The organism is Proteus sp. fly-1008 (assembly GCF_040140305.1).
GTDB classification, from domain to species: Bacteria; Pseudomonadota; Gammaproteobacteria; order Enterobacterales; family Enterobacteriaceae; genus Proteus; species Proteus vulgaris_B.
In genome coordinates this window covers 111,046-133,512 of sequence record NZ_JBEEWH010000010.1, presented here as the reverse complement: position 1 = coordinate 133,512, position 22,467 = coordinate 111,046, and the positions used below count along the sequence as shown (strand labels likewise).

The following is a 22,467-nucleotide window of genomic DNA, read 5'->3' as shown; positions in this document are numbered from 1 at the left end:
GGTGCATCCTGGAGGATTCGAACCTCCGACCGCTCGGTTCGTAGCCGAGTACTCTATCCAGCTGAGCTAAGGATGCAATCTAAATGGCGGTGAGAGAGGGATTCGAACCCTCGATGCAGCTTTTGACCGCATACTCCCTTAGCAGGGGAGCGCCTTCAGCCTCTCGGCCATCTCACCATATTTAGAACCACTCGAAGAAGTTCTTACTGAACATCTCGTCTCTGTGTGGCGCACATATTACTTTCTCAGCCTAAGAAGTCAAACAATTTTTCTCAACTTTTTACGAATATACGTTTGTTTGGACACTTCACAAACAAACTGATGCGTTTATCAGCAAGATTGGCTAAAAAAGTCCTAAACACAATGATATCTCTGATGAAAAATCATTCAAGTATTTTATTCCCATAGCAAATATATTTATTCTCAAAACAAATAATTGTGAAGCGAATGATTAGAGGTAAAAAGAGTTTCAATTCTGTCAATCAGAATAAACGGATAGTGTAATAATAAATGCAACTCAAGGAGAGTGAAGATAGGAACCAAAAAGGGAATAAAAAGTCTTAGAAAGAGAAAAGCGCCCAGACCCGGCAAAAGTGTGGACGCTTACGAATGAATTGTAACTAACTAAAAATGGGAATTTGTTTAGTAGTTATCGGTAGGCTGAGTTTTCTCGGCCTGAATTCGTTGATAGATCTCTTCACGATGGACAGATACTTCTTTGGGTGCATTTACGCCAATCCGTACCTGATTACCTTTAACCCCTAAAACGGTTACGGTTACATCATCGCCTATCATAAGCGTTTCACCAACTCGACGAGTTAGAATAAGCATTCTTTGCTCCTTGAAAATTTACAAGAGTCGGGTCTCTAGAATTTCCCGGCCATTATCCATCATACATTGTCAATTCGTATAATCATTATTTATCACAAGTAACTCATACTTCATAACAAAATATAAATTTAGTGACTGATTATTTAACGGATCATCAATATCTCTATAAGGCGTTATCCCTATAAATCAGGAATAACGCCTTTTTTCAGGTTATTATCGCTTACAGATGCGATTCAACCCACTCGTCAACACTTGCCAAAGCCGCAGGTAAAGCATCAATATCAGTACCACCAGCTTGAGCCATATCAGGGCGACCACCACCTTTACCACCGATTTGCTGTGCTACAAAACTAATTAACTCACCTGCTTTAACTTTAGCAGTCAAATCTTTAGTGACCCCAACAATTAAGCTCACTTTACCATCAGAAATAGTAGAAAGCACAATAATTGCTGAACCCAATTGATTTTTTAAATCGTCAACCATAGTTCTTAACATTTTTGGCTCAACACCATTAAGCTCACGAACTAAAAGTTTGATACCTTTCACGTTTTTAGCTTGTCCACCTAAAGAAGAACTTTCTTGGGCAGCTTGCTGATCTTTTAGTTGTTGGAGTTCTTTTTCTAATAAGCGGTATTTTTCTTGGACTGTCTTAATTCTTTCAACCAAGTTTGTACCATCACTTTTTAGAACTTGTGCAACAAGAGAGATAAGGTCTGATTGCTCATGAACACTCTCAATTGCTGTAATACCTGTAATTGCCTCAATACGACGAATACCAGCAGCAGTGCCTGACTCACTGATAATACGGAACAAACCGATATCACCTGTTCTAGAAGCGTGAGTACCACCGCAAAGCTCAGTAGAGAAATCACCCATGGTTAAAACACGGACACGTTCATCGTATTTTTCACCAAACAGTGCCATAGCACCTTTCTCTTTAGCGTCTTCAAGATCCATTAACTCAGTGACTATTGGTGAGTTAAGACGGATTTGTGCATTTACAATGTCTTCGATTTCTCGCAACTGTTCTGGTTTAACTGCTTCAAAATGAGAGAAGTCAAAACGCAGATATTTATCGTTAACCAAAGAACCTTTTTGCGTAACATGCGTTCCCAGAACTTGGCGTAATGCAGCATGTAATAAGTGAGTCGCAGAGTGATTTAAACGAATGGCATCACGGCGAGCAATATCAATGTTAGCATTGATTTTATGGTTAACAATAAATGACCCTACGTTAACTTTACCAATATGGCCAATCGCTTTACCGTATTTTTGCGTATCTGTGACTTCAAACTGACTATCTTTGCCAGTCAGAACACCTTTATCGCCAACTTGGCCACCGGACTCGGCATAAAATGCCGTTTTATTTAAGAAGATAATCCCTTCTTCGCCCGCTTTTAATTCGGTGACTGATTGTCCATTGTGGAAAATAGCAGTAATTGTGCCCTGCTGTTCGTTATGCTCATAACCAGAGAAATCACTGCGGCTATCAACTTTAATAAGGCTATTATAGTCAGTACCGAAACCGCTGGATTCACGAGCACGTTTACGTTGCTCTTCCATCGCGACTTCAAAGCCTTTTTCATCAACTTTGATATTTCTTTCACGACAAACATCAGCAGTTAAATCGAGAGGGAAACCATATGTATCATAAAGGCGGAAAGCGGTTTCACCCGGAAGAACGTCATCTGTTAATTGAGCAAGCTCTTCATCTAATAGCTGGAGGCCACGTTCTAATGTACGAGCAAACTGCTCTTCTTCCGTTTTTAATACTTTTTCAACGATAGCTTGTTGGCGTTTTAATTCTTCCCCCGCTTCAGCCATCACTTCAATTAATGGAGCGACTAACTTATAGAAGAAGGTATCTTTGGCGCCAAGCATATAACCATGACGTACTGCACGACGAATAATTCGGCGCAGAACATAGCCACGACCTTCATTAGAAGGGATCACGCCATCGCAAATAAGGAATGAACAAGAACGAATATGGTCTGCAATAACGCGTAATGATTTATTTTCTAAATCCGTTGCATTAGTCACTTGTGCAACAGATTTAATTAAAGAACGGAATAAATCAATGTCATAGTTAGAGTTTACATGTTGTAAAACAGCGGTAATACGCTCTAACCCCATTCCCGTATCAACAGATGGTTTCGGCAGTGGATCCATAGTGCCATCTGATTGACGATTAAATTGCATGAAAACGATATTCCAGATCTCAATATAGCGATCGCCGTCTTCTTCTGGTGATCCTGGAGGTCCGCCCCAAATGTGGTCACCATGATCATAAAATATTTCGGTACAAGGTCCACAAGGGCCTGTGTCACCCATTTGCCAAAAGTTATCTGATGCAAATGGTGCACCTTTATTATCACCAATGCGGATTATTCTTTCGGCAGGAATACCAATTTCTTTATTCCAAATATCATAAGCTTCATCATCTGTGGCATATACCGTTACCCAAAGTCTTTCTTTAGGTAAGTTAAACCACTCTTTGCTGGTTAATAATTCCCAAGCAAAATTGATTGCGTCATGTTTGAAATAGTCACCAAAACTGAAATTACCTAGCATTTCAAAAAAGGTATGGTGACGAGCTGTATAACCCACATTTTCTAAATCATTATGTTTACCACCTGCACGCACACAGCGTTGTGCAGTTGTCGCTCGGGAATAAGGTCTATTGTCCAATCCAAGAAATACATCTTTGAATTGGTTCATCCCTGCGTTTGTAAACAGCAATGTTGGATCGTTATTTGGAACCAAAGAACTGCTAGGTACTATTTGATGTCCTTTAGTATGAAAAAAGTCGAGAAACGCCTGACGGATCTCAGCGGTGCTTTTGCTCATAATTATCCCGAAATCAAGCTGGAAAAACAGAAATTAGAAATCTAGTTAGAGGAGGTTTTTTATTACCTCTACTTAGCCAACGAATACATAAGTAGGGATAAGATAGAATTTCTTCAGTCAGAAGTAAAACCCCCGATAAACTTATTCGTGTTGACATTGTAAATCGTCTAGTTTTTTTCTGAAAGTGGGTTTGTTAACTGAGAATGGGGCTTTTCTCTATTTAAGAGAGATTATTCTAAGAAATGTAAGTAGTTTAAAGTATTTTCATTTTGTAATTATTAAAAACTATTTGTTATTGTTGGTTTTCTATCTCATCACATACTATACGTGTTTTTTCTTAAATAATTTCTTTTTCTTATAACAATCAATAATAAATACATAAGTATTATCACTTAACACGAACAATAAACTCACGATAACTAGCTAAAATAAAAGTATTTCTCAGTATAAAACCTATCTTATCACTAAATAATCTCTTAAATACTATCTTAATTAGATTCAAATATCTTGAAGATATTTATCTCTATTTGTCAATTATTTACTATCTAGCTCAACAAGATACTCGTAATGAGTCTTATTTAGATTGGTAATTTATGAGAATATATCATCAAAATTTCACTATATAAACTTTCATACAACTATAAAAATTAGTTAGTAAAAAATATCGTTATATCAAATAAAATAGTATTAAAGGCTACTTTTAATGGATAGATAATAGAATAAACCCGACATGAACCCTAAATTGGATAAATAGTACTGCATATAACAAAAAGGAAGCTTTTTAGAGCTTCCTTTTTTTAAGTGAGTTAAATCACATTAATTGACTAGCCATTTATCATAACAATGATAGTAATTTCCCTAAACATGGAATCAATTAGTTGTTTTATCACAAGCTAAGAGAGATTATTCTTCTGCCTCTCCGAGATCAGTTGCATCACCTTCATTCGTGAAATCAGCTGCACTTGTAAACTCACCTGCGTGGTTTAATAACATTTCACGTAGTTTCGTATTTAAATCATCGTACATTTCTGGATGCTCTTTTAGGTAAGTTGTTGCATTGGCTTTACCTTGACCAATCTTCTCACCATTGTAGCTGTACCATGCACCAGCTTTTTCTACCAATTTATGTTTAACACCTAAATCGATAAGCTCGCCAAAAGTATTAATACCTTCGCCATACATTATTTGGAATTCGGCTTGTTTAAATGGCGCTGCAATCTTGTTTTTTACGACTTTAACGCGAGTTTCACTACCCACAACTTCATCACCGTTTTTAACAGAACCGATGCGGCGAATATCTAAACGAACAGATGCGTAGAACTTAAGTGCATTACCACCAGTTGTGGTTTCAGGATTACCAAACATAACACCAATTTTCATACGAATTTGGTTTATGAAAATAAGTAATGTATTGGAGTTTTTCAAGTTACCCGCTAATTTACGCATAGCTTGGCTCATCATACGAGCAGCAAGACCTACGTGTGAATCGCCAATTTCACCTTCAATTTCAGCTTTTGGCGTTAACGCAGCCACTGAGTCAACAACGATAACATCAACAGCACCAGAGCGAGATAATGCATCACAAATTTCTAAGGCTTGCTCACCGGTATCTGGCTGAGAACACAGCAGATTATCAATATCTACGCCTAATTTTTTTGCATAAATTGGATCTAATGCGTGTTCAGCATCGATAAAAGCACAGATCTTACCTTCACGTTGAGCTGAAGCGATAACTTGTAGTGTTAAAGTTGTTTTACCTGAAGATTCTGGGCCATAGATTTCAACAATACGACCACGTGGTAAACCACCAGCACCTAAAGCAACGTCTAATGATAAAGAACCTGTAGAGATGGTTTCAACGTTCATGGAACGATCTTCGCCCAGACGCATGATAGACCCTTTACCAAATTGCTTTTCAATTTGACCAAGTGCTGCGGCCAATGCTTTTTGTTTGTTTTCATCAATAGCCATGTTATCTCCCTCTGGGCAGTGAAGCATAAGGATGGGTCACTACCATTAAAACGTGTATGATTTTGCTTGTTGAAATTCATTATACTGTATAATCATACAGTATCAAGTTAATTATTTATAATTTCTCTAAGTATTGATTTTAAAGAAAAAATAACAGATTCTGCTCTTACTTGCTCTCGTGAGCCACTGAAAATACAGTGTTTTGCAGTTACCTGAACACCGGTTGTTGTTTTAACAGCAAAGCCAAACCAAACTAAACCCACTGGTTTTTCTTTACTGCCACCACCAGGCCCTGCAATACCACTGACTGAAACAGCAAAATCTGCATTTGCGGCGCTAAGTGCACCTTTCGCCATCTGAAGAACGACCTCTTCACTAACAGCGCCGTATTTAATCAAGGTTTGTTCATCAACGCCTATCATTTCATGCTTTGCTTCGTTACTGTAGGTCACAAAGCCACGGTGATAATAATCAGAACTTCCTGCAATATCCGTGATGATTTTTGCAATCCATCCACCAGTGCAAGATTCTGCCGTTGTTATCGTGCTCTTCTTTTCAATTAACGCTTTACCCACCTCAATACTTAGGTGAGTCATTTCATCGTAATTTATCATTAAGGTTCATTTAACCTCTATTCTAAATTCTACTGTTTAAGATTTCTTTCTGGTGCAATCCCATAACCATAACCCACCAATTGCGAGTGCAAAAATGGCACCAAAACCAATTCCGATGGCAACAACAGAAATACCAATACTAGTGACTAGTGAGAACAAGCCTAACATTAATAGCATCGCTGTATTTTCACCTAAGTTTTGTACTGCGATAGCATTACCCGCTCCCACACTGTGTTTTCCTTTATCTTGTAATAGCGCATTTAATGGCACCACAAAGAAGCCACCAAAAACACCAATAACGATAAGGATTAAATAGGATGGAATAATTGAAGTTTGCAATGAAAAATAAACTACCCCAAGACCAATTAAAATGCCTGCTGGCATACAGCGACGTACTGTTTTCAGTGTCACAAATTTAGCGGCTAATCCAGCCCCTACAACAATACCAATAGCTACCATTGCATTTAATATAGTTGGAGTGGTGTTGTCAGTCATGCCCAATGCAATAGGTACCCATTGAACAAGCAGAAAACGCAAAGTCACCCCCGCGCCCCAAAACATACTTGTTCCCACTAAAGAAAAGCGACTTTCTTTATCTGCCCATAAAGTACGTGTTGCCTCAAGGAATTGAGCGAACATTTTTTTTATGTTCCAACCACGACCTATTTGAGCAGCTGATAATTTAGGTATGCCAAAGTTAACAAGAACTGCAAAAGCATACATTGCTGCACAGACACCTAATGCAAAAACAATACTCCAATCAGAGAGTAAACCACCAATCACTGATCCTAATAAAATAGCGGCTATGGTTGATGCTTCCATTAAACCATTTGCTTTTACTAAGCGTTCACCATCGGTTAATTCACCTAAAATACCATATTTAGCTGGTGAATAAACTGCCGCACCAATCCCAACTAAGGCGTAACCTAAGAATGGATCAGAGCCAACACAAATAAGAAATGCACCCACGAATTTTAAGATATTACCACTGAGCATAACCCTACCTTTAGGGTTACGATCAGCAACTTGCCCAACAAAAGGCGCTAAGAGAATAAAAGCCAGCACAAAGACCATTTGTAAAACAGGTTGGCTCCATTCAGGATAAAGAGCCGATTTAAACTGAGCTAAAATGGCAAAAAGTAATGCGTTATCAGCAAAAGCAGAAAGAAATTGTGATAACAATACTGCTTTCATTCCCCGACTCATTAACGGAGGCTGGCTAATATTCTCTGACATTAGTTATTTTCCTGTTCAGCTAGTTTTTTCAATGAGACAAAATCCGTTTTCCCACTCCCAAGAACAGGAATTTCTTTGATAAAACGAATATCCTTCGGTACAGCTATTTCAGCAACACCTTCTGCTTTAGCTAGTGTTGATAACGCGCTACGATCCAATTGGTTATCTGTTGTAAACAGCACCAATGATTCACCTCTGCGTTTATCACTAATCGTCACAACGGCATGCTCGCCAGTGGATGCTTTACGTGCAAGTTGCTCGACACCTTCAAGAGAGACCATCTCACCAGCAATTTTAGCAAAACGTTTTACACGCCCTTTAATAGTGCAAAAACCTTCGCTATCGATAGCAACAATATCCCCCGTGTCATACCAACCTTCTTCATCAATACCGTCTGCGTTTGTAGCTACAGGGACTTCTAGTTTTTCTGGTGATCCAACACGTAAATACCCCATCATCACATTTGGGCCACGTAATTGTAATCGTCCTCCTTCTGTGATCCCATTCATTGGGATAAGTCGGCCTTCCATACCCGGTAATAAACGGCCTACAGTATGTATTTTAGCGCTCATAGGTACGTTGATTGACACAACCGGTGCGCATTCGGTAACACCATAACCTTCTAAAATGCGGATACCGAACTTTTCTTGCCATAAAATACGGGTTGATTCTGATAGTTTTTCAGCACCAGCAACCACATACCTAACTCTGGCAAAATCGTAAGGATGAGCAAACTTTCCATAATTACCTAAAAAGGTTGATGTACCAAATAACACGGTACAATTTTGGTCATACGTTAATTCAGGCACAACGCGATAGTGTAATGGGCTTGGATAAAGAAAAACACGAGCGCCCAAGCAAATCGGTGTTAATAGACAAGCAGTTAGGCCAAATGCATGGAATAACGGTAATGCTGACATAAATTTATCTTTAGGTGAAAAGTCAGCAATAGCGCGAATTTGATCTACATTAGCCAGTAAACTTGAATGACTATGAACAACACCTTTAGGTGTACCTTCAGATCCTGACGTAAATAGAATAACCGCAGCATCAGTCGATTTTTGCGGTAACATCACTTTATGTGGCGTAATAAGATGTTTAAATATCCAGCGTTTATCTTCACTCGTTACACTATCTTTGAGATCTTCAAGGTAAATCCAATTCGCTTCAGGGGTTTGTTCAGGAATATGTAATAAATTCCCTTTTTCTAAAAATTGCCGTGATGTAAAAATGGTTTTGATTGAAGCTGCTTTCATCGCATTTTGTACACCTAAGCTACCCGCAGTATAGTTAAGCATAGCAACAACACGTTGACGCATTGTTGCACCTAATAATGCAGCCGCTGTTACTGTTGTATTTGGAAGTAACAAACCAATACGTTCATTAGGCTCTGTGTATCGTTCAATGAGTCGGCTGATCCCTAATGTTTTTTTCAGTAATCCTTGGTAAGAATCTTCTTTTAGATTGATATCTGAAATTAACGGGCTAAATCGACCATATTGCGACATTGCCTGTAAAAATGCCTCATAGAGTGTAAGTTTAGGACGTGTATCCATGATGGCATTCATCATGATATCACGCATGGCTTCCCCTGCTAATCGACGACGCTCAGCTGATTTTTCTGCTTTTGGCATCGGTAAGTCAACGGCTGGAAGTACTTTGATTGTGATTTTAGGAAAGAAATGAGACTTCACTCGCAGACTTTTGCGTACTCGTGAAAAGTAGCTAAATTCAGCACCTTCAATCCTAACAGGAACAACTTTAGCGCCTGATTTAGCTGCAATAAAAGCAGCCCCTTCATAAATTTTCATTAATCCATTTGTTACTGTGATCCTTCCTTCAGGAAAAATCACCACAGGGCGACCTTTATCGACTTCTTTTACTAATTGGCGCACTGCCATTGGATTTGCGGGATCTAAAGGCACAATATCAGCATAACGACCTAACCATCTTGTCGTTTTTGCAGAAGCCACTGAGGTATAAACAGCAAACACAGGATTAATAGGTAGGAATAAACGTAATAATATACCGTCAATAAAAGAAGTATGATTCGGTGTAATTATACATTTTTCATATTGAGAAAACTGATTAACAAGTCCTTCAATTCTTATTCTAAATAAGAATTTAAATAGTGTTTTAAAAAACGCTATTAACATCATATCCATATCTCATTTTGCTATAATTAGTCTTACTATAAATAGGATGTGATGAAAATAAAATAGATGACCTCTGTTTTGCCCTTTATATCAGACGACTTCCTAATTATTTAGCAAGTTTTGCGAGAATTACCGCAATTATTTCATTAATAGATAACCCCGCATCAACAATAATATCTGCACATTGCATGTATAAAGGTTCACGCTTAATTAAAACATCATGCATTTCTGAAACTAATGTTTTACCTGTCAAACTAGGTCTTTGTGCTTCATTAGGATCTTGGGATAAACGTTCAACTAATGTTTCAAGTGAGGCCTGTAAATAAATTGTAACACCTGAGGTTTTCATATAAGCACGATTTTTATCTGCCAAAACCATACCGCCACCAGTTGAAATAACTTGATTAGGTTGACTTACTTGAATAAGAGCGTCTGATTCAATTTGACGAAAGAAATCCCAACCCTTCTCTTCCACCATAGAGGATATAGTTTGTTGATATTTTTGGGTTATCCAATAATCCGTATCAATAAATCTATAATTTAAAGAGAGAGAAAGCGCTTTACCTACTGTTGTTTTCCCTGCACCTCGAGGTCCGATAAGGTAAATTGTACTTTCCATAAAATGCACTATCTCCATAGTGTGTTCCCATTAGGGTGTAATTAAAAATTTACATACTGTAAAGTATGAAACATCATACCTGATGTAACAAAAAAATAAAGCCACACTTTAGAAAAGTATGGCTTATTTAATATTCTCAATAATTAGCGACGAATTGTATTATCACCGTAACCAATCCATTTATAAGTCGTTAAGGCATCTAATCCCATTGGGCCTCTGGCGTGTAATTTCTGCGTACTAACAGCAACTTCCGCCCCTAAGCCGAATTGCCCGCCATCTGTAAAGCGTGTACTTGCATTGACATACACTGCGGCAGAATCAACTTGACGAACAAAACGATCAGCATTAGAAATAGATTGCGTTAAAATAGCATCCGAATGCGCTGTACCATAGCGGCGAATATGACTAATAGCCTCGGTTAAGCCACCCACCACTTCTACATTTAGATCAAGTGATAACCATTCATCACAATAATCTGCGTCTTTTACATCAACAACAGTTGCTCCACCTTTTTTCAGTCCAGCTAATGCTGTTTCACTTGAGTGTAAAGTGACCTTTTGAGCAGCCATAGCATTACTTAGCTGTGGTAAAAATATATCTGCAATTTCTTCATGCACTAAAAGTGTTTCTAACGAATTACATGCACTTGGCCGTTGTACTTTGGCATTAACGATAACGGTTAATGCTTTTTCTAAATCGGCACTTTCATCAACAAATGTATGGCAAACACCAATCCCACCAGTGATAACAGGGATCGTTGATTGTTCACGGCATAATTTATGTAATCCAGCTCCGCCGCGAGGAATAAGCATATCAATATACTCATCCATTTTTAGCATTTTAGCGACTAACTCACGATCAGGTTTATCAATCGCCTGAATTGCTCCCGCAGGAATACCACATTTTTCTAAAGCTTGTTGAATAACGGTAACCACGGCTTGATTGGTATGATGTGTCTCTTTCCCGCCACGAAGAATGGCTGCATTACCGGTTTTTAAACATAATGAAGCAACATCAATGGTGACATTAGGGCGAGCTTCATAAATAACGCCAACAACACCTAACGGTACACGGCGACGTTCTAAACGTAAACCGCTGTCTAACATACGGCCATCAATAACTTGCCCCACAGGATCTTCTAAGCGACATACTTGTCGAACATCATCAGCAATAGCTTTTAAACGTTCAGAAGTCAGCAATAAACGATCAAGCATCGCGGCATTAATATTGGCTTCACGAGCTGCTTGCATATCTTTTTCGTTGGCGGCAAGAATTGAAGCTTCTTGTTGCTCTAATAAATCAGCCATAACCAGTAATGCCTGATTTTTTTGCTCTGTCGATAATTGAGCTAAATGCCAAGACGCTTCTCTTGCTGATTTACCCATTTGTTCTAACATCGAAGGCTCCTTAGCTAACAATCATATCGTCACGGTGCACAGCAACACTACCATACTCGTAACCTAAAATTTGACTAATTTCTTGTGAATGGTGTCCCGCAATTAAACGCAGTGCATCACTATTATAATGGGCAACACCATGAGCAAGATCTTTACCCTGTAAACTCTGAATGCGAATAACACATCCACGAGAGAAATCGCCTTTTATCTCTTTAATGCCTTTTGGTAAAAGGGAGCTACCTTTTTCTTTAATTGCTTTTTCAGCCCCTTCATCAACAATAATGACCCCCGCAATTGGCGCACCAAAAATCCATCTTTTACGTGCTTCGAGTGGGCTTTCTAATCCGTGGAATAACGTTCCTACAGGTTCATTATTGATAACTTTAGCAATAACTTCAGGTTGTACACCGGCTGCAATGACAACATCAATACCTGCGCGCCCAGCAACAGTAGCTGCTTGTAACTTTGTTGCCATGCCACCCGTACCCAAGCCAGATACGCTATCACCCGCCATTTCGCGTAATTCATCATTGATATCAAATACTTCTGGGATGAGTTTTGCTTCAGGATTACTACGAGGATCAGCTGTATACAGTCCTTCAATATCTGTCAGCAATAACAGCTTGTCTGCACTTCCTAAAATAGCGGCTAATGCAGACAGATTATCGTTATCACCCACTTTAATTTCTGCGGTTGCAACGGCATCGTTTTCATTAATAACGGGAATAATGCGATTATCTAATAATGCATGTAATGTATCACGCGCATTTAAGAAGCGTTCTCTATCTTCAATATCAGCTCGTGTTAACAACATCTGACCAATATGAATACCATAGATGGCAAATAATTGTTTCCATACTTGAATTAATGCGCTTTGGCCTACCGCGGCAAGTAACTGCTTAGAAGCAATAGTTGCGGGTAAATCAGGATAATTCAAATATTCACGCCCTGCTGCAATTGCACCAGAAGTAACAATAATAATCCGGTGACCTTTTTCGTGTTGTTTAGCGCATTGGCGAACCAGTTCAACAATATGAGACTGATCCAGACGTCGTGAACCACCAGTAAGTACACTTGTCCCTAATTTAACAACCAGTGTTTGGCTGCTACTCATAACATTTACCATTCTTGTTGATTATTTAAAAAGATAATACACAGTTTTATCAGGAGAGAAGCGTTATGCCAACCGACATAACGCAAAATCTATGAAAAGTTGCCCTAACACAAAATTAGGGCTGGATGGGAAGTGGAAATTTGTTCATTTTTTCATCTGGCATAAGTGTCATATCTAATTCACTCGCTGCCGTTTTAAGAAATTGATGAAAACGGATCAGTGTTTCATTGATTGATTCAGTAACATCATTTTTACTTATATTCTGATGTATCCAATCACCATTTTTATCGAATAGCCCAATTTGATAATGATAAATGAGCTGTTCATTGTTGCGCTCTAATTCCATCCACCAGCCCCAAAACTCACGTTTTTCTGGTACGACTTTCTTATTTACACAAACAGCTAAACAGTCAAAAAAGAACTGGTTCTCTTGGCATTGTTGCTCTCGGATATAAGGACCGATTTGAGCAAAACGTTTTAATAACTTACCTCGGGTAGGGTTCAAAGATGAAGTCATAAATTCAGTCTCCTTAGAAACTCTACTGTTATATAATCTAATATAATTAGCAAGTTATTGTTCATGATTAATTATATTAATTTGTCATAGATCCAATCAGCACTTTTTTGTAAAGCGAGCTCTAAACCTTCATAAAGTGGTTTTTCATTGATTGCTAAGATATCGCCATCCATAGAAGAACGAGCTATTAACTGAGAATCTTCTTTAGGGCTCATTTCATCACCTTTCCAGTAAACACCCATCATAGGTACTGGAATTCGTCGTCCAATCAGCCCTTGGTTTTTCAGTGAATAACTGCTTAATGACAGCCGAAGATTATTTTCATCAATATTCCATAAACCTAAACGACTCGCTAATACATCAAGATACATCACAGGAATTTTTTTCTGTAGCTCAGATTGCGTGAAGAATGTATGAATTAAAGGTCCTAAAGCAACAACACCTTTAATTAATTTAGGGTAGATATAAGCTAAACGTACAGCAATATTTCCCCCAAAACGAAAGCCCATTACGCCCACACGAGTATGATCAACCCAAGGTACTTCAGAAAGTTGCTTGAGAACTTCGCCTTGTAACTGACAGGTATCTTCAGTCAATTTTTGCTTTATCGAATAACCGATTGAAGGCATATCTAGCGTTAACATTGCAATGCCTTTCGGTGATAAATAATCCCTAAAGAAACTGACATAATCGCTTTGAAGACCATCTAACCCACCGCAGAATAATACTGTGGGATATGGGCCTCTACAATCTTTAGGTAAATGCAGAAAACCAGTTGTAGTTCCCTTCCCTTCTAATTTAAATGTGAGTTTTTTCACCTCAAAAGAGGAAAATTTTGTCGCATTCTCAAATGCTTTCATCGACAAAGTAACGGCCTGATCTGCTAAAAAATCACCATTAATAAAAGGATACGCAGCAATACTATACAGATGAGCAGCCCGCAACCAACAATCAGCGGCAGCATCTCCTGACTCTTTTCGCAATGCTTTTTGTTGCCAAATCATAGCTTGATGTGACCATTCATATGACCAGCCACCTTTGCGATACCCCACAACAGTATCAATAAATTTATCATCACTACGAGGTGCATCATGTACAGCAATTCGGCTCAAAACTTCTTCAATTTCGATAGGTGAAATACCACGCCAAATCCAAAGCAAACGCTGAATAGTACGATACCAATTTTGCTGGCTTGCACCATTAAGCACAGTATACGTATTAATATTCGATTTTGGATGAGTGTACTGAATTAGTGTTGAGGTTTCAGCGTGTTTTGCTCTAGGTTTAAATAGAGTTTCAGAAAGGTTTGTATTATTTGCCATATCACTCTTCAAATCAGTCGATATCGAATAAAAGGGGCCAAAAAATCTGGCTTTATCATAGCATGAAATCAATATGAACTGTGTATCACGACGAGTGTTCGCACGAAGATATAATACAAAGGAATAATAAAAACATAAAAACAAAAATCCCCGCCAAGGCGAGGATCTTAATTAAAACAGCCAAATAAACGTTATTAAATTATTTTTGATCGCAAACTGGCGGAATAAAGGCAACACCCATATCCCAAGGCTGTTCAATCCAAGTATTTTGTGGAATATCAACCACGAAATCATCCACTAATGGGCGCCCTTCTGGTTTTGCGAAAATAGTCACAAAGTGGGCTTTTGGATACATATCACGGATAACTTTAGCTGTACCACCGGTATCAACTAAATCGTCAACAACGATAAAGCCTTCACCATCACCTTCTGCTTTTTTTAAGATTTTGAGGTCGCGCTGATGATCATGGTCATAGCTAGAAATGCAGACTGTATCCACATGACGGATACCTAATTCACGAGCAAGTAATGCGGCGGGAACTAATCCCCCACGGCTGACAGCAATAATGCCTGTCCATTGTTCGACTGGTAGTAAACGTTGCGCCAATTGACGGGCATGTATTTGCAACATATCCCACGTTACAACATATTTTTCGCTCATAATATTGTGATCCTAGCTACTTGAATGCGAGAGAAGCTTTTTTGCGGAAAAAAAGGTTGCGCGAGATTATAGTGATTTGAGCGCCTAAAAACCAGAGAAAACATGCAAAGAGATGAGATTATCCTCATTTTTTTCTGTATTTTCTTTTTATGATTAAAAAATGAACCATATAAAAAATGAATACAAATAGAGATCTAATTTCTTAGATAGAGATGTGAATAGAATGACGCATTCATCAGAAGAAAGTGATATTCTCAATTATATTGGCGTATAACGCTCAGAATAATAAAGCTAACCCTTAAAAAAGCGGTAGGCTATTAATAACACAGATGCTGTTAGAGGAGACCCATCGTGTCTGAACTATCTACTCTATCCCCACAACCACTATGGGATATTTTCGCAAAAATTTGTTCGATTCCACATCCATCACATCATGAAGAAGCTTTAGCTTCTCACATTCTTTCATGGGCAAGTGAAAAAGGTCTTTTTGCTGAGCGCGATGCGGTTGGTAATATTTTAATTCGCAAGCCTGCAACTAAAGGCATGGAAGATCGTAAAACAGTTGTTTTACAAGCACACTTAGATATGGTGCCACAAAAAAATAACGACACGGTTCACGACTTCACTAAAGATCCTATCCAACCTTATGTTGACGGTGAATGGATCAAAGCTAAAGGCACTACATTAGGTGCTGATAATGGCGTAGGTATGGCATCTGCATTAGCTGTTTTAGCTGACGATACTGTTAAACACGGTCCATTAGAAGTCCTGTTAACTATGACTGAAGAAACCGGCATGGACGGTGCATTTGGTTTACAACCAGGTTGGTTACAAGCTGATATTCTTATCAACACAGACTCTGAAGAAGAAGGTGAAATCTACATGGGTTGTGCGGGTGGTATTGATGTTAAAACCACAGTAAGCCTTTCTTACGATGCTATCCCAGCAGGTCACGTTGTTAAGCAACTGGTTCTGAAAGGATTAAATGGTGGTCACTCAGGTGGTGATATCCATTTAGGTTTAGGTAATGCAAATAAATTATTAGCACGTTTCTTAGCAGGTCATGCAGAAGAATTATCACTAAAACTAATTGATTTCCATGGTGGTACACTGCGCAATGCTATTCCTCGTGAAGCAAATATCGTATTTGCAATTCCAGCAGATAAAGTAAGCCAACTAGAAACAGTAAAAGCGAAATTTGAAGCATTATTAAAAAGCGAATTAGCCATTGCTGAAAAAAATCTGAAAATCGAGTTACTTGATACAACAACAGATAAGAAAGTATTTAAGGCAGACTGCCAAGAACGCTTAATCAACCTACTTAATGCCATGCCAAATGGCGTTATTCGTATGAGTGATGACGTTGAAGGTGTTGTTGAAACATCATTAAACGTCGGTGTTGTTAGCATTGTTGACGATAAAGTAGAAATCCTTTGCTTAATCCGTTCTTTGATTGATAGCGGAAAAACCTATGTTGTCAGCATGCTGACTGCATTAGCAAAACTAGCTAAAGCTGATATCGAAACCAAAGGCGGTTACCCAGGCTGGAAACCTGATGCAGACTCTCCTGTTATGCATTTAGTTCGTGATACCTATCAACAACTGTTTGATAAAGTGCCAAATATCATGGTAATCCACGCAGGTCTCGAGTGTGGTCTATTCAAAAAACCTTACCCAGATATGGATATGGTTTCTATTGGACCAACAATCCGTGGTGCTCACTCACCAGATGAACGTGTTCATGTTAAAAGTGTTGGTCAATACTGGCAGTTATTAACAGCAATTTTAAAAGCGATCCCTGCTAAATAATCTCGCTTTAAATATCATAATGAAACCCGCTTAATTGGCGGGTTTTTTTGTTATTAACGCTATCATAAAGAAATAATTTATCTCTCCATACACACTCTATTTCCCTTAAGTATCATAATTTATTCCTTATAAAACAAATATCTCTCTGTCTTATTCCATTTTGGAATAAACAAACAATCTTAACAAATACAATTTATAGAATGCTAATCATTATCATTAGCATTAATATTTATTGAGTGATATTTTCATGCCTTCCGCATTTCAAATTAAAAAATAAAAATTCAAAGGGTTCTATTGTGTCTAACAAAAATTGTGTTGCTAGCGTTATTCTCGCCTTACCTTTAAGTTTACTCTCTGTTCAAATTCATGCGACAGTTAATCAAAATACATCTGAAAAGATAATTGTCACCGCTGAACCATCACAAGATCCACAATCTCCTGTTTCAGGTTTTATTGCCACAAAAACACTATCAACAAATAAAACACCAACTGAAATTGAAAAAACGCCACAATCTATTACGGTTATTACTCGTGATCAGATGGATGCGCAAGATGTCAGTTCCGTTTCACAAGCATTGCGCTATACACCGGGTGTTTTCACCGAATATCGAGGAAGTTCTAATCGTAATGACGAGGTTTTTATTCGTGGATACAGTTATGCACCTCGTTTCTTAGATGGTTTAAGCTATGGTATGGGAGCTTCATCATCAACAGGGGCACTTGATCCATGGTTATTAGAGCGCGTTGAAGTTGTTAGGGGGCCTGCATCTGTTCTTTATGGCCAAGTAAACCCGGGTGGCCTTGTTGCAATGACAAGTAAAAGACCCACAGCAACGTCTATTCGCCACATTCAAGTACGAGCTGGAAATGATAAATTGGCAGAAACTGCATTCGACTTTTCAGGTGCATTAAGTGATGACAATCGTATTCTTTATCGCCTAAATGGTATTGCCAAAACACAACACACTCAAATAAAAAACTATAAAGAAGAGCGTTTTGCCCTCGCTCCCGCTATTACTTTTTTACCTAATGAACAAACACGTTTAACGTTATTAAGCTTTATTCAGCAAGAGCCTGAAGCGGGTTATCGTAACTTTTTACCCGCTTATGGTACGGTGAAAAAAACACCTGAAGGCACTATTCCTTTTGATTTCGATGTAAACAATCCTGATTATCACCAATCGTGGCGTCAACAATATGGCGTAGGCTATGAATTTGAACATGAATTTAGTGACTCACTCAAAATAATACAAAATGCTCGTTATAGTCATATTAATCAAAAATATAAATACCTTGTTTTCGGCTCATTAAGAAAAGACAATCCTTATGTGCTCGAACGTAGAGCTCAACAAGAACAACGTAAAACGGATACTTTAGGAATAGATACACGTTTACAATCTGATTTTACTACTGCAAAACTTAATCATACTGTGATTGTGGGTATTGATTATCAATGGAGTAAAGATCAAGATAATTTACGCCGAGCTATGGGCTCAGAGTACGACTTGGATTGGCGTGATCCTAATTATAATTATCCGATTAATATGAGCTTACAAAAATCTGCAACCGATCAGTTGCAAAAACGCGATCAAATCGGGTTATATCTACAAGATCAGATCCAATGGCAAAATTGGATATTACTTGCAGGTTTACGCCAAGACTGGGCGCAAGTACGAACTCATGACTTCTTAGCAACCACATATGATCAGCAAAATGATAATAAACTAACGGGTCGTGCTGGTCTTTTATATGCTTTTGATAATGGTATTTCACCTTATATAAGTTACAGCACCTCTTTTGAGCCTAATTTACAAACCCGTAGAGCACCGGGTAGTGCGCCATTTGAGCCAAGTGAAGGACGCCAATTAGAAGCGGGTATTAAATACCTCACACCAAATCAGCAAACATTAGCAACGCTCTCTATTTATCAGTTACAACAACGTAATGTTACTAACTATAATGCCGAAAAAGCCTATTTTGAGCCTGTTGGTGAAATTAGAAGCCGTGGTATTGAAGCACAAATTAATAGCCAATTAACTGAAAATATCTCATTGATCAGTAGCTATGCTTACACCGATACAGAGGTCAAAAAAACCATTATTTCAGGAACGCAAGGAAAAGAGTTACCTAGAGTTCCTAAGCATATGGCATCATTTTGGGGTCAATATGATGAAACCTCAGGGCTATTTAATGGGGCTAAAGCGGGTTTTGGCGTGAGATATGTAGGTGTATCTCAAGGTGATACCAAAAATACAATCAGTGTCCCTGCGGTAACCTTGTATGATGCGATGATCGGTTATTCTTTAGATGAATTATCACCTTCTTTAAAAGGGGCTGAGATCCAATTAAATATGAATAATATTGCGAATAAACATTATGTTGCATCTTGTGCTGGTGATACCGCATGCTTTTATGGAATAGGTAGAACAATGACAGCAACGATGAATTATCGCTGGTAAGATCATATAGAATAAATTAACTACGTTAGCCATAGCCAATCTATTGATCGGCTATGGTTTTTAATTCTTATAGCGCTAAAAGAAGTTGTCGTTCTATTTGTGGATCTTGCAAAGTGACATGAAATCCGATTAATCGTACACCTCGGCCATTTCGGCGTTCATGCCATGCTTGATAAGCGATATCTATTAAATCGGCTTTTTCTAAAATAGGATGAGTATGCTCTTGCGTCGTTAACTGAAAATCATCAAATTTTAGCTTAACGCCTTGCCTTGCGATCCTTAGATCGGGTTTAACCTTTGTGAGTCTTTTTTCTAATTCGTGATACAACCCATCAAGTAATACTAAGCAGTCATCCCATGAATTAATATCGTGGGCAAACGTCCGTTCAACACCTACCGATTTTCTAAGTCTATCGGGGTTAATTTCTCGCTCATCAATACCATGACTACGTTCCCAAAGGTTTTGTCCAAACTTTCCTAATGCTTTTACCAAAGAAATAACATCTGTACGACGAATATCAGCACAAGTTTCTAACCCCATTTCTTGCAAGCGTGCAAATGTTACCTTACCTACTCCTGGTATTTTATTAAGCGGTAATTTCAAAATAAAATCATCAACTTGCTCAGGAGTAATAACAAATTGTCCGTTAGGTTTATTAATATCAGAAGCAATTTTTGCCAGAAATTTAATTGGTGCAATGCCTGCGGATGCAGTGAGATTTAATTCATCAAAAATTTGTTGGCGTATTTCTTGAGCCATCAGCGTTGCAGAGCCATGACAAAGCTTGCTTTCAGAGACATCAAGATAAGCTTCATCAAGTGAAAGAGGTTCAATAAGATGAGTATATCGAGAAAATATCTGCCTGATCTTCGTTGAAGTTTCTTTATACAGAGCCATTCTGCCAGGCAATACTTTTAAATGAGGGCATAGCTTCAATGCTGTCGCGGTTGACATAGCACTACGGACACCAAAACGACGTGCAGGATAATTTGCAGTACAGACAACACCTCGGCTAGAGGCATTTCCACCAACCGCAATTGGGATCTCTTTTAGTGCTGGATTATCACGCATCTCAATCGCAGCATAAAAACAATCCATATCAACATGAATAATTTTACGCATACAATTACCTCATCTATTAACTGTTTAAATATACAGTAAATACATATTAACTACAATTTTTATTCACTCTTGACTCCCTCTAACGAGGTGTATTTCTCATAAAAATCTGAATTAGTCTGTTTATTTATAGAATTGTCACAAAGTGATGTTAGATTATTTTTGCTTGTTGATTAATTACATTTACTTTAAAAATTGTTTTGTAACTACATATAAAACAAGGAAATAATTTTTCATGATCAAATTATTTATTGCTATTTCTCTCTTTTTTTATTCTGTAATTCTTATGGCATCTCCTAAAATTATCGCACATCGTGGTGGCACAGCTGATGCCCCAGAAAATACTGAAATTGCTATAAAAACAGCACTCTCTAATCAAGCTGATGCAATTTGGATCACTATTCAATTATCAAAAGATAACATTCCTGTACTTTACCGTCCTAGTGACTTAAAAAGCTTAACAAATGGACAAGGCACTATTTCTGAATTTACAGCACAGCAACTTAAACAATGGGATGCTGGCTATAAATTCGGAGAAGCACAGCAATATCCTTATCGAAATAAAGGGATCACTATTCCTACCTTAGATGAAATTTTAACTCAATTTCCCACTACTCAATTTTATCTTGATTTAAAATCACCTGATGCTGATCCCGTTATTCAAGGTGAAGCATTAGCTACAGTTCTCAGTAAGCATAATGCACTTGATAGAACCCGTGTTTATTCCACTAACACTGCCTTTCTTGAAGCACTCCCGACTAATGTAGAGCATTTTGAAAGTCGTGATATTACTCGCGATATCCTCGCCAATATTACTATGAGTCACGTTTGCTTATTGCCTGAAAACCTAGATATTACTCGTTGGTATGGGCTTGAATTACATAGAAAAGTAGAAGTTGTTGAAAAATATACTCTAGGTGAGGCGCGATCAGCTTCTGTTCTTAGTTGGGATAAGGATGCTATGTCATGTTTTCGTGCTGGTGGCAATGCCCATATTGTTCTTTTTGGTATCAACACCGAAAAAGATTATATTCAAGCTACCGAATTAGGTGCTGATGCCGTCATGGTTGACTCTCCAGCTAAAATGAAAGAATTTAGAAAAGAGTAAATAACTCTATTTAAGCTTTCACTTTTATATTCACTTTATTCTCTTCTACACTTAATAGTGTTATCCGATAGAAATAAGTAAGGAGGAATAAAATGTTAAACAATAAAATTTCTGGTGATTGGAATTTATTCAAAGGAAAAGTAAAAGAAAAATGGGGGAAGATCACCCATGATGAACTTGATATTATCGAAGGTACACGAGAGCAACTCATTGGTAAACTTCAAGAACATTATGACTATTCCTATGAAGAAGCCAAAAAAGAAGTTTTAGAATGGGAGGGGCAAAACCCTTATCCATGGAAGTGAACCTTTAACGCAAGAGTTCACTTTTTATTATCCTACTTCTATTCTATTAAAAACTTTTTTTAGAATACTTATATTTTTAGAATGAATAAAAAAGAGTGATGGTAATTAAAGCCCATCACTCTTTTTTTATCTAAATATATTTTTATTATTAAATAATTCGATTCTTTTTCAGTAACTCTTCTCGTGCGGACTCTTTTGCCATACGTTTTTTACGTGCATCACAAGGTTCAGGACAATCACACTCTTTTTCTATACCCATAGCCCCTAAACCACCGCAACTACCTTGAAGGCTTTTACGCTTTACAATATATCCTAACGCCATTCCAAAGAAGGCAATCAAGAATAAGATGAAGGCAAAAAGAAATATTTTTAACATAACC

The 22,467-nt window shown here is 37.9% G+C and carries 18 protein-coding genes and 2 tRNA genes; 4 read left to right on the top strand and 16 right to left on the bottom strand.

The genetic code is table 11. The annotated features are described in order from the left end of the window. Positions 1 to 2: 2 nt before the first annotated feature. The 14 genes from ABN256_RS15610 to gpt form a co-directional block, all read right to left on the bottom strand. A tRNA-Arg gene (locus ABN256_RS15610) sits at positions 3 to 76 on the bottom strand. An 8-nt stretch (positions 77 to 84) separates the two neighbouring features. Further along, a tRNA-Ser gene (locus ABN256_RS15605) sits at positions 85 to 177 on the bottom strand. Between the two features lie 465 nt (positions 178 to 642). Next, positions 643 to 831 carry a carbon storage regulator CsrA gene (gene csrA, locus ABN256_RS15600; RefSeq protein ID WP_004244778.1) on the bottom strand — a complete coding sequence of 63 codons (189 nt, stop codon included), beginning with the start codon at positions 829 to 831 and terminating at the stop codon, positions 643 to 645. A 220-nt stretch (positions 832 to 1,051) separates the two neighbouring features. Continuing rightward, on the bottom strand, positions 1,052 to 3,679 hold the full coding sequence (gene alaS, locus ABN256_RS15595; protein WP_072070884.1) for an alanine--tRNA ligase: 2,628 nt from the start codon (positions 3,677 to 3,679) through the stop codon (positions 1,052 to 1,054). A gap of 903 nt (positions 3,680 to 4,582) precedes the next feature. Beyond that, positions 4,583 to 5,650 carry a recombinase RecA gene (recA, locus tag ABN256_RS15590; RefSeq protein ID WP_072070885.1) on the bottom strand — a complete coding sequence of 356 codons (1,068 nt, stop codon included), beginning with the start codon at positions 5,648 to 5,650 and terminating at the stop codon, positions 4,583 to 4,585. 107 nt (positions 5,651 to 5,757) lie between these two features. Continuing rightward, positions 5,758 to 6,264, bottom strand: a complete 507-nt coding sequence (pncC, locus tag ABN256_RS15585) for a nicotinamide-nucleotide amidase (protein WP_115350337.1) — start codon at positions 6,262 to 6,264, stop codon at positions 5,758 to 5,760. Between the two features lie 36 nt (positions 6,265 to 6,300). Continuing rightward, positions 6,301 to 7,500, bottom strand: coding sequence for a lysophospholipid transporter LplT (gene lplT, locus ABN256_RS15580; protein ID WP_115350338.1), 1,200 nt, complete (start codon positions 7,498 to 7,500; stop codon positions 6,301 to 6,303). Continuing rightward, positions 7,500 to 9,659: a bifunctional acyl-ACP--phospholipid O-acyltransferase/long-chain-fatty-acid--ACP ligase gene (gene aas, locus ABN256_RS15575; protein ID WP_349439701.1), complete on the bottom strand. Its 2,160-nt coding sequence runs from the start codon at positions 9,657 to 9,659 to the stop codon at positions 7,500 to 7,502. Before aas ends, lplT begins: the two co-directional genes overlap by 1 nt. Positions 9,660 to 9,762: 103 nt before the next feature. After that, positions 9,763 to 10,275, bottom strand: coding sequence for a shikimate kinase AroL (gene aroL / locus ABN256_RS15570; RefSeq protein WP_072070887.1), 513 nt, complete (start codon positions 10,273 to 10,275; stop codon positions 9,763 to 9,765). Between the two features lie 143 nt (positions 10,276 to 10,418). Further along, positions 10,419 to 11,672: a glutamate-5-semialdehyde dehydrogenase gene (locus tag ABN256_RS15565; protein ID WP_197269461.1), complete on the bottom strand. Its 1,254-nt coding sequence runs from the start codon at positions 11,670 to 11,672 to the stop codon at positions 10,419 to 10,421. A gap of 10 nt (positions 11,673 to 11,682) precedes the next feature. Continuing rightward, complete coding sequence (gene proB, locus ABN256_RS15560) at positions 11,683 to 12,786, bottom strand: glutamate 5-kinase (protein ID WP_072070889.1); 1,104 nt, start codon at positions 12,784 to 12,786, stop codon at positions 11,683 to 11,685. 115 nt (positions 12,787 to 12,901) lie between these two features. Continuing rightward, entirely contained in the window at positions 12,902 to 13,303 is a 402-nt protein-coding gene (gene crl / locus ABN256_RS15555) for a sigma factor-binding protein Crl (protein WP_109409457.1), read from the bottom strand. Positions 13,304 to 13,374: 71 nt separating this feature from the next. After that, entirely contained in the window at positions 13,375 to 14,625 is a 1,251-nt protein-coding gene (gene frsA / locus ABN256_RS15550; protein ID WP_164526010.1) for an esterase FrsA, read from the bottom strand. Positions 14,626 to 14,824: 199 nt separating this feature from the next. Next, positions 14,825 to 15,286 (bottom strand): xanthine phosphoribosyltransferase, encoded by a 462-nt coding sequence (gene gpt / locus ABN256_RS15545; RefSeq protein ID WP_023580994.1) that lies wholly within the window; start codon positions 15,284 to 15,286, stop codon positions 14,825 to 14,827. Between the two features lie 351 nt (positions 15,287 to 15,637). On the opposite strand from gpt, the gene pepD reads away from it, so the two are divergent. Further along, positions 15,638 to 17,095 (top strand): beta-Ala-His dipeptidase, encoded by a 1,458-nt coding sequence (pepD, locus tag ABN256_RS15540; protein ID WP_197269462.1) that lies wholly within the window; start codon positions 15,638 to 15,640, stop codon positions 17,093 to 17,095. A gap of 296 nt (positions 17,096 to 17,391) precedes the next feature. Continuing rightward, positions 17,392 to 19,554, top strand: a complete 2,163-nt coding sequence (locus ABN256_RS15535; protein WP_197269463.1) for a TonB-dependent siderophore receptor — start codon at positions 17,392 to 17,394, stop codon at positions 19,552 to 19,554. Positions 19,555 to 19,621: 67 nt separating this feature from the next. On the opposite strand, the gene dinB is transcribed toward ABN256_RS15535, so the two are convergent. Continuing rightward, a complete protein-coding gene (gene dinB / locus ABN256_RS15530; RefSeq protein WP_196553670.1) occupies positions 19,622 to 20,677 on the bottom strand; it encodes a DNA polymerase IV in 1,056 nt (351 codons plus the stop codon). A gap of 232 nt (positions 20,678 to 20,909) precedes the next feature. Here dinB and ABN256_RS15525 point away from each other — a divergent pair, with 232 nt between their 5' ends. Both ABN256_RS15525 and ABN256_RS15520 read left to right on the top strand, forming a co-directional pair. Next, complete coding sequence (locus ABN256_RS15525) at positions 20,910 to 21,782, top strand: glycerophosphodiester phosphodiesterase family protein (RefSeq protein ID WP_197269464.1); 873 nt, start codon at positions 20,910 to 20,912, stop codon at positions 21,780 to 21,782. A gap of 92 nt (positions 21,783 to 21,874) precedes the next feature. Continuing rightward, positions 21,875 to 22,087 carry a CsbD family protein gene (locus ABN256_RS15520; protein WP_072070896.1) on the top strand — a complete coding sequence of 71 codons (213 nt, stop codon included), beginning with the start codon at positions 21,875 to 21,877 and terminating at the stop codon, positions 22,085 to 22,087. A gap of 148 nt (positions 22,088 to 22,235) precedes the next feature. On the opposite strand, the gene nqrM is transcribed toward ABN256_RS15520, so the two are convergent. Then, the gene (gene nqrM / locus ABN256_RS15515; RefSeq protein ID WP_197269465.1) at positions 22,236 to 22,463 is read right to left on the bottom strand and encodes a (Na+)-NQR maturation NqrM; all 228 of its coding nucleotides are present in this window, start codon (positions 22,461 to 22,463) and stop codon (positions 22,236 to 22,238) included. Between the last annotated feature and the right edge of the window lie 4 nt (positions 22,464 to 22,467).

Bases quoted from the DNA above. Each gene is read 5' to 3' on its own strand.
- frsA (WP_164526010.1), bottom strand. From the start codon at position 14,625: ATGGCAAATAATACAAACCTTTCTGAAACTCTATTTAAACCTAGAGCA.
- recA (WP_072070885.1), bottom strand. From the start codon at position 5,650: ATGGCTATTGATGAAAACAAACAAAAAGCATTGGCCGCAGCACTTGGT.
- ABN256_RS15565 (WP_197269461.1), bottom strand. From the start codon at position 11,672: ATGTTAGAACAAATGGGTAAATCAGCAAGAGAAGCGTCTTGGCATTTA.
- ABN256_RS15520 (WP_072070896.1), top strand. From the start codon at position 21,875: ATGTTAAACAATAAAATTTCTGGTGATTGGAATTTATTCAAAGGAAAA.
- ABN256_RS15525 (WP_197269464.1), top strand. From the start codon at position 20,910: ATGATCAAATTATTTATTGCTATTTCTCTCTTTTTTTATTCTGTAATT.
- alaS (WP_072070884.1), bottom strand. From the start codon at position 3,679: ATGAGCAAAAGCACCGCTGAGATCCGTCAGGCGTTTCTCGACTTTTTT.
- lplT (WP_115350338.1), bottom strand. From the start codon at position 7,500: ATGTCAGAGAATATTAGCCAGCCTCCGTTAATGAGTCGGGGAATGAAA.
- crl (WP_109409457.1), bottom strand. From the start codon at position 13,303: ATGACTTCATCTTTGAACCCTACCCGAGGTAAGTTATTAAAACGTTTT.
- proB (WP_072070889.1), bottom strand. From the start codon at position 12,786: ATGAGTAGCAGCCAAACACTGGTTGTTAAATTAGGGACAAGTGTACTT.
- pncC (WP_115350337.1), bottom strand. From the start codon at position 6,264: ATGATAAATTACGATGAAATGACTCACCTAAGTATTGAGGTGGGTAAA.
- dinB (WP_196553670.1), bottom strand. From the start codon at position 20,677: ATGCGTAAAATTATTCATGTTGATATGGATTGTTTTTATGCTGCGATT.
- aas (WP_349439701.1), bottom strand. From the start codon at position 9,659: ATGATGTTAATAGCGTTTTTTAAAACACTATTTAAATTCTTATTTAGA.
- aroL (WP_072070887.1), bottom strand. From the start codon at position 10,275: ATGGAAAGTACAATTTACCTTATCGGACCTCGAGGTGCAGGGAAAACA.
- csrA (WP_004244778.1), bottom strand. From the start codon at position 831: ATGCTTATTCTAACTCGTCGAGTTGGTGAAACGCTTATGATAGGCGAT.
- gpt (WP_023580994.1), bottom strand. From the start codon at position 15,286: ATGAGCGAAAAATATGTTGTAACGTGGGATATGTTGCAAATACATGCC.
- nqrM (WP_197269465.1), bottom strand. From the start codon at position 22,463: ATGTTAAAAATATTTCTTTTTGCCTTCATCTTATTCTTGATTGCCTTC.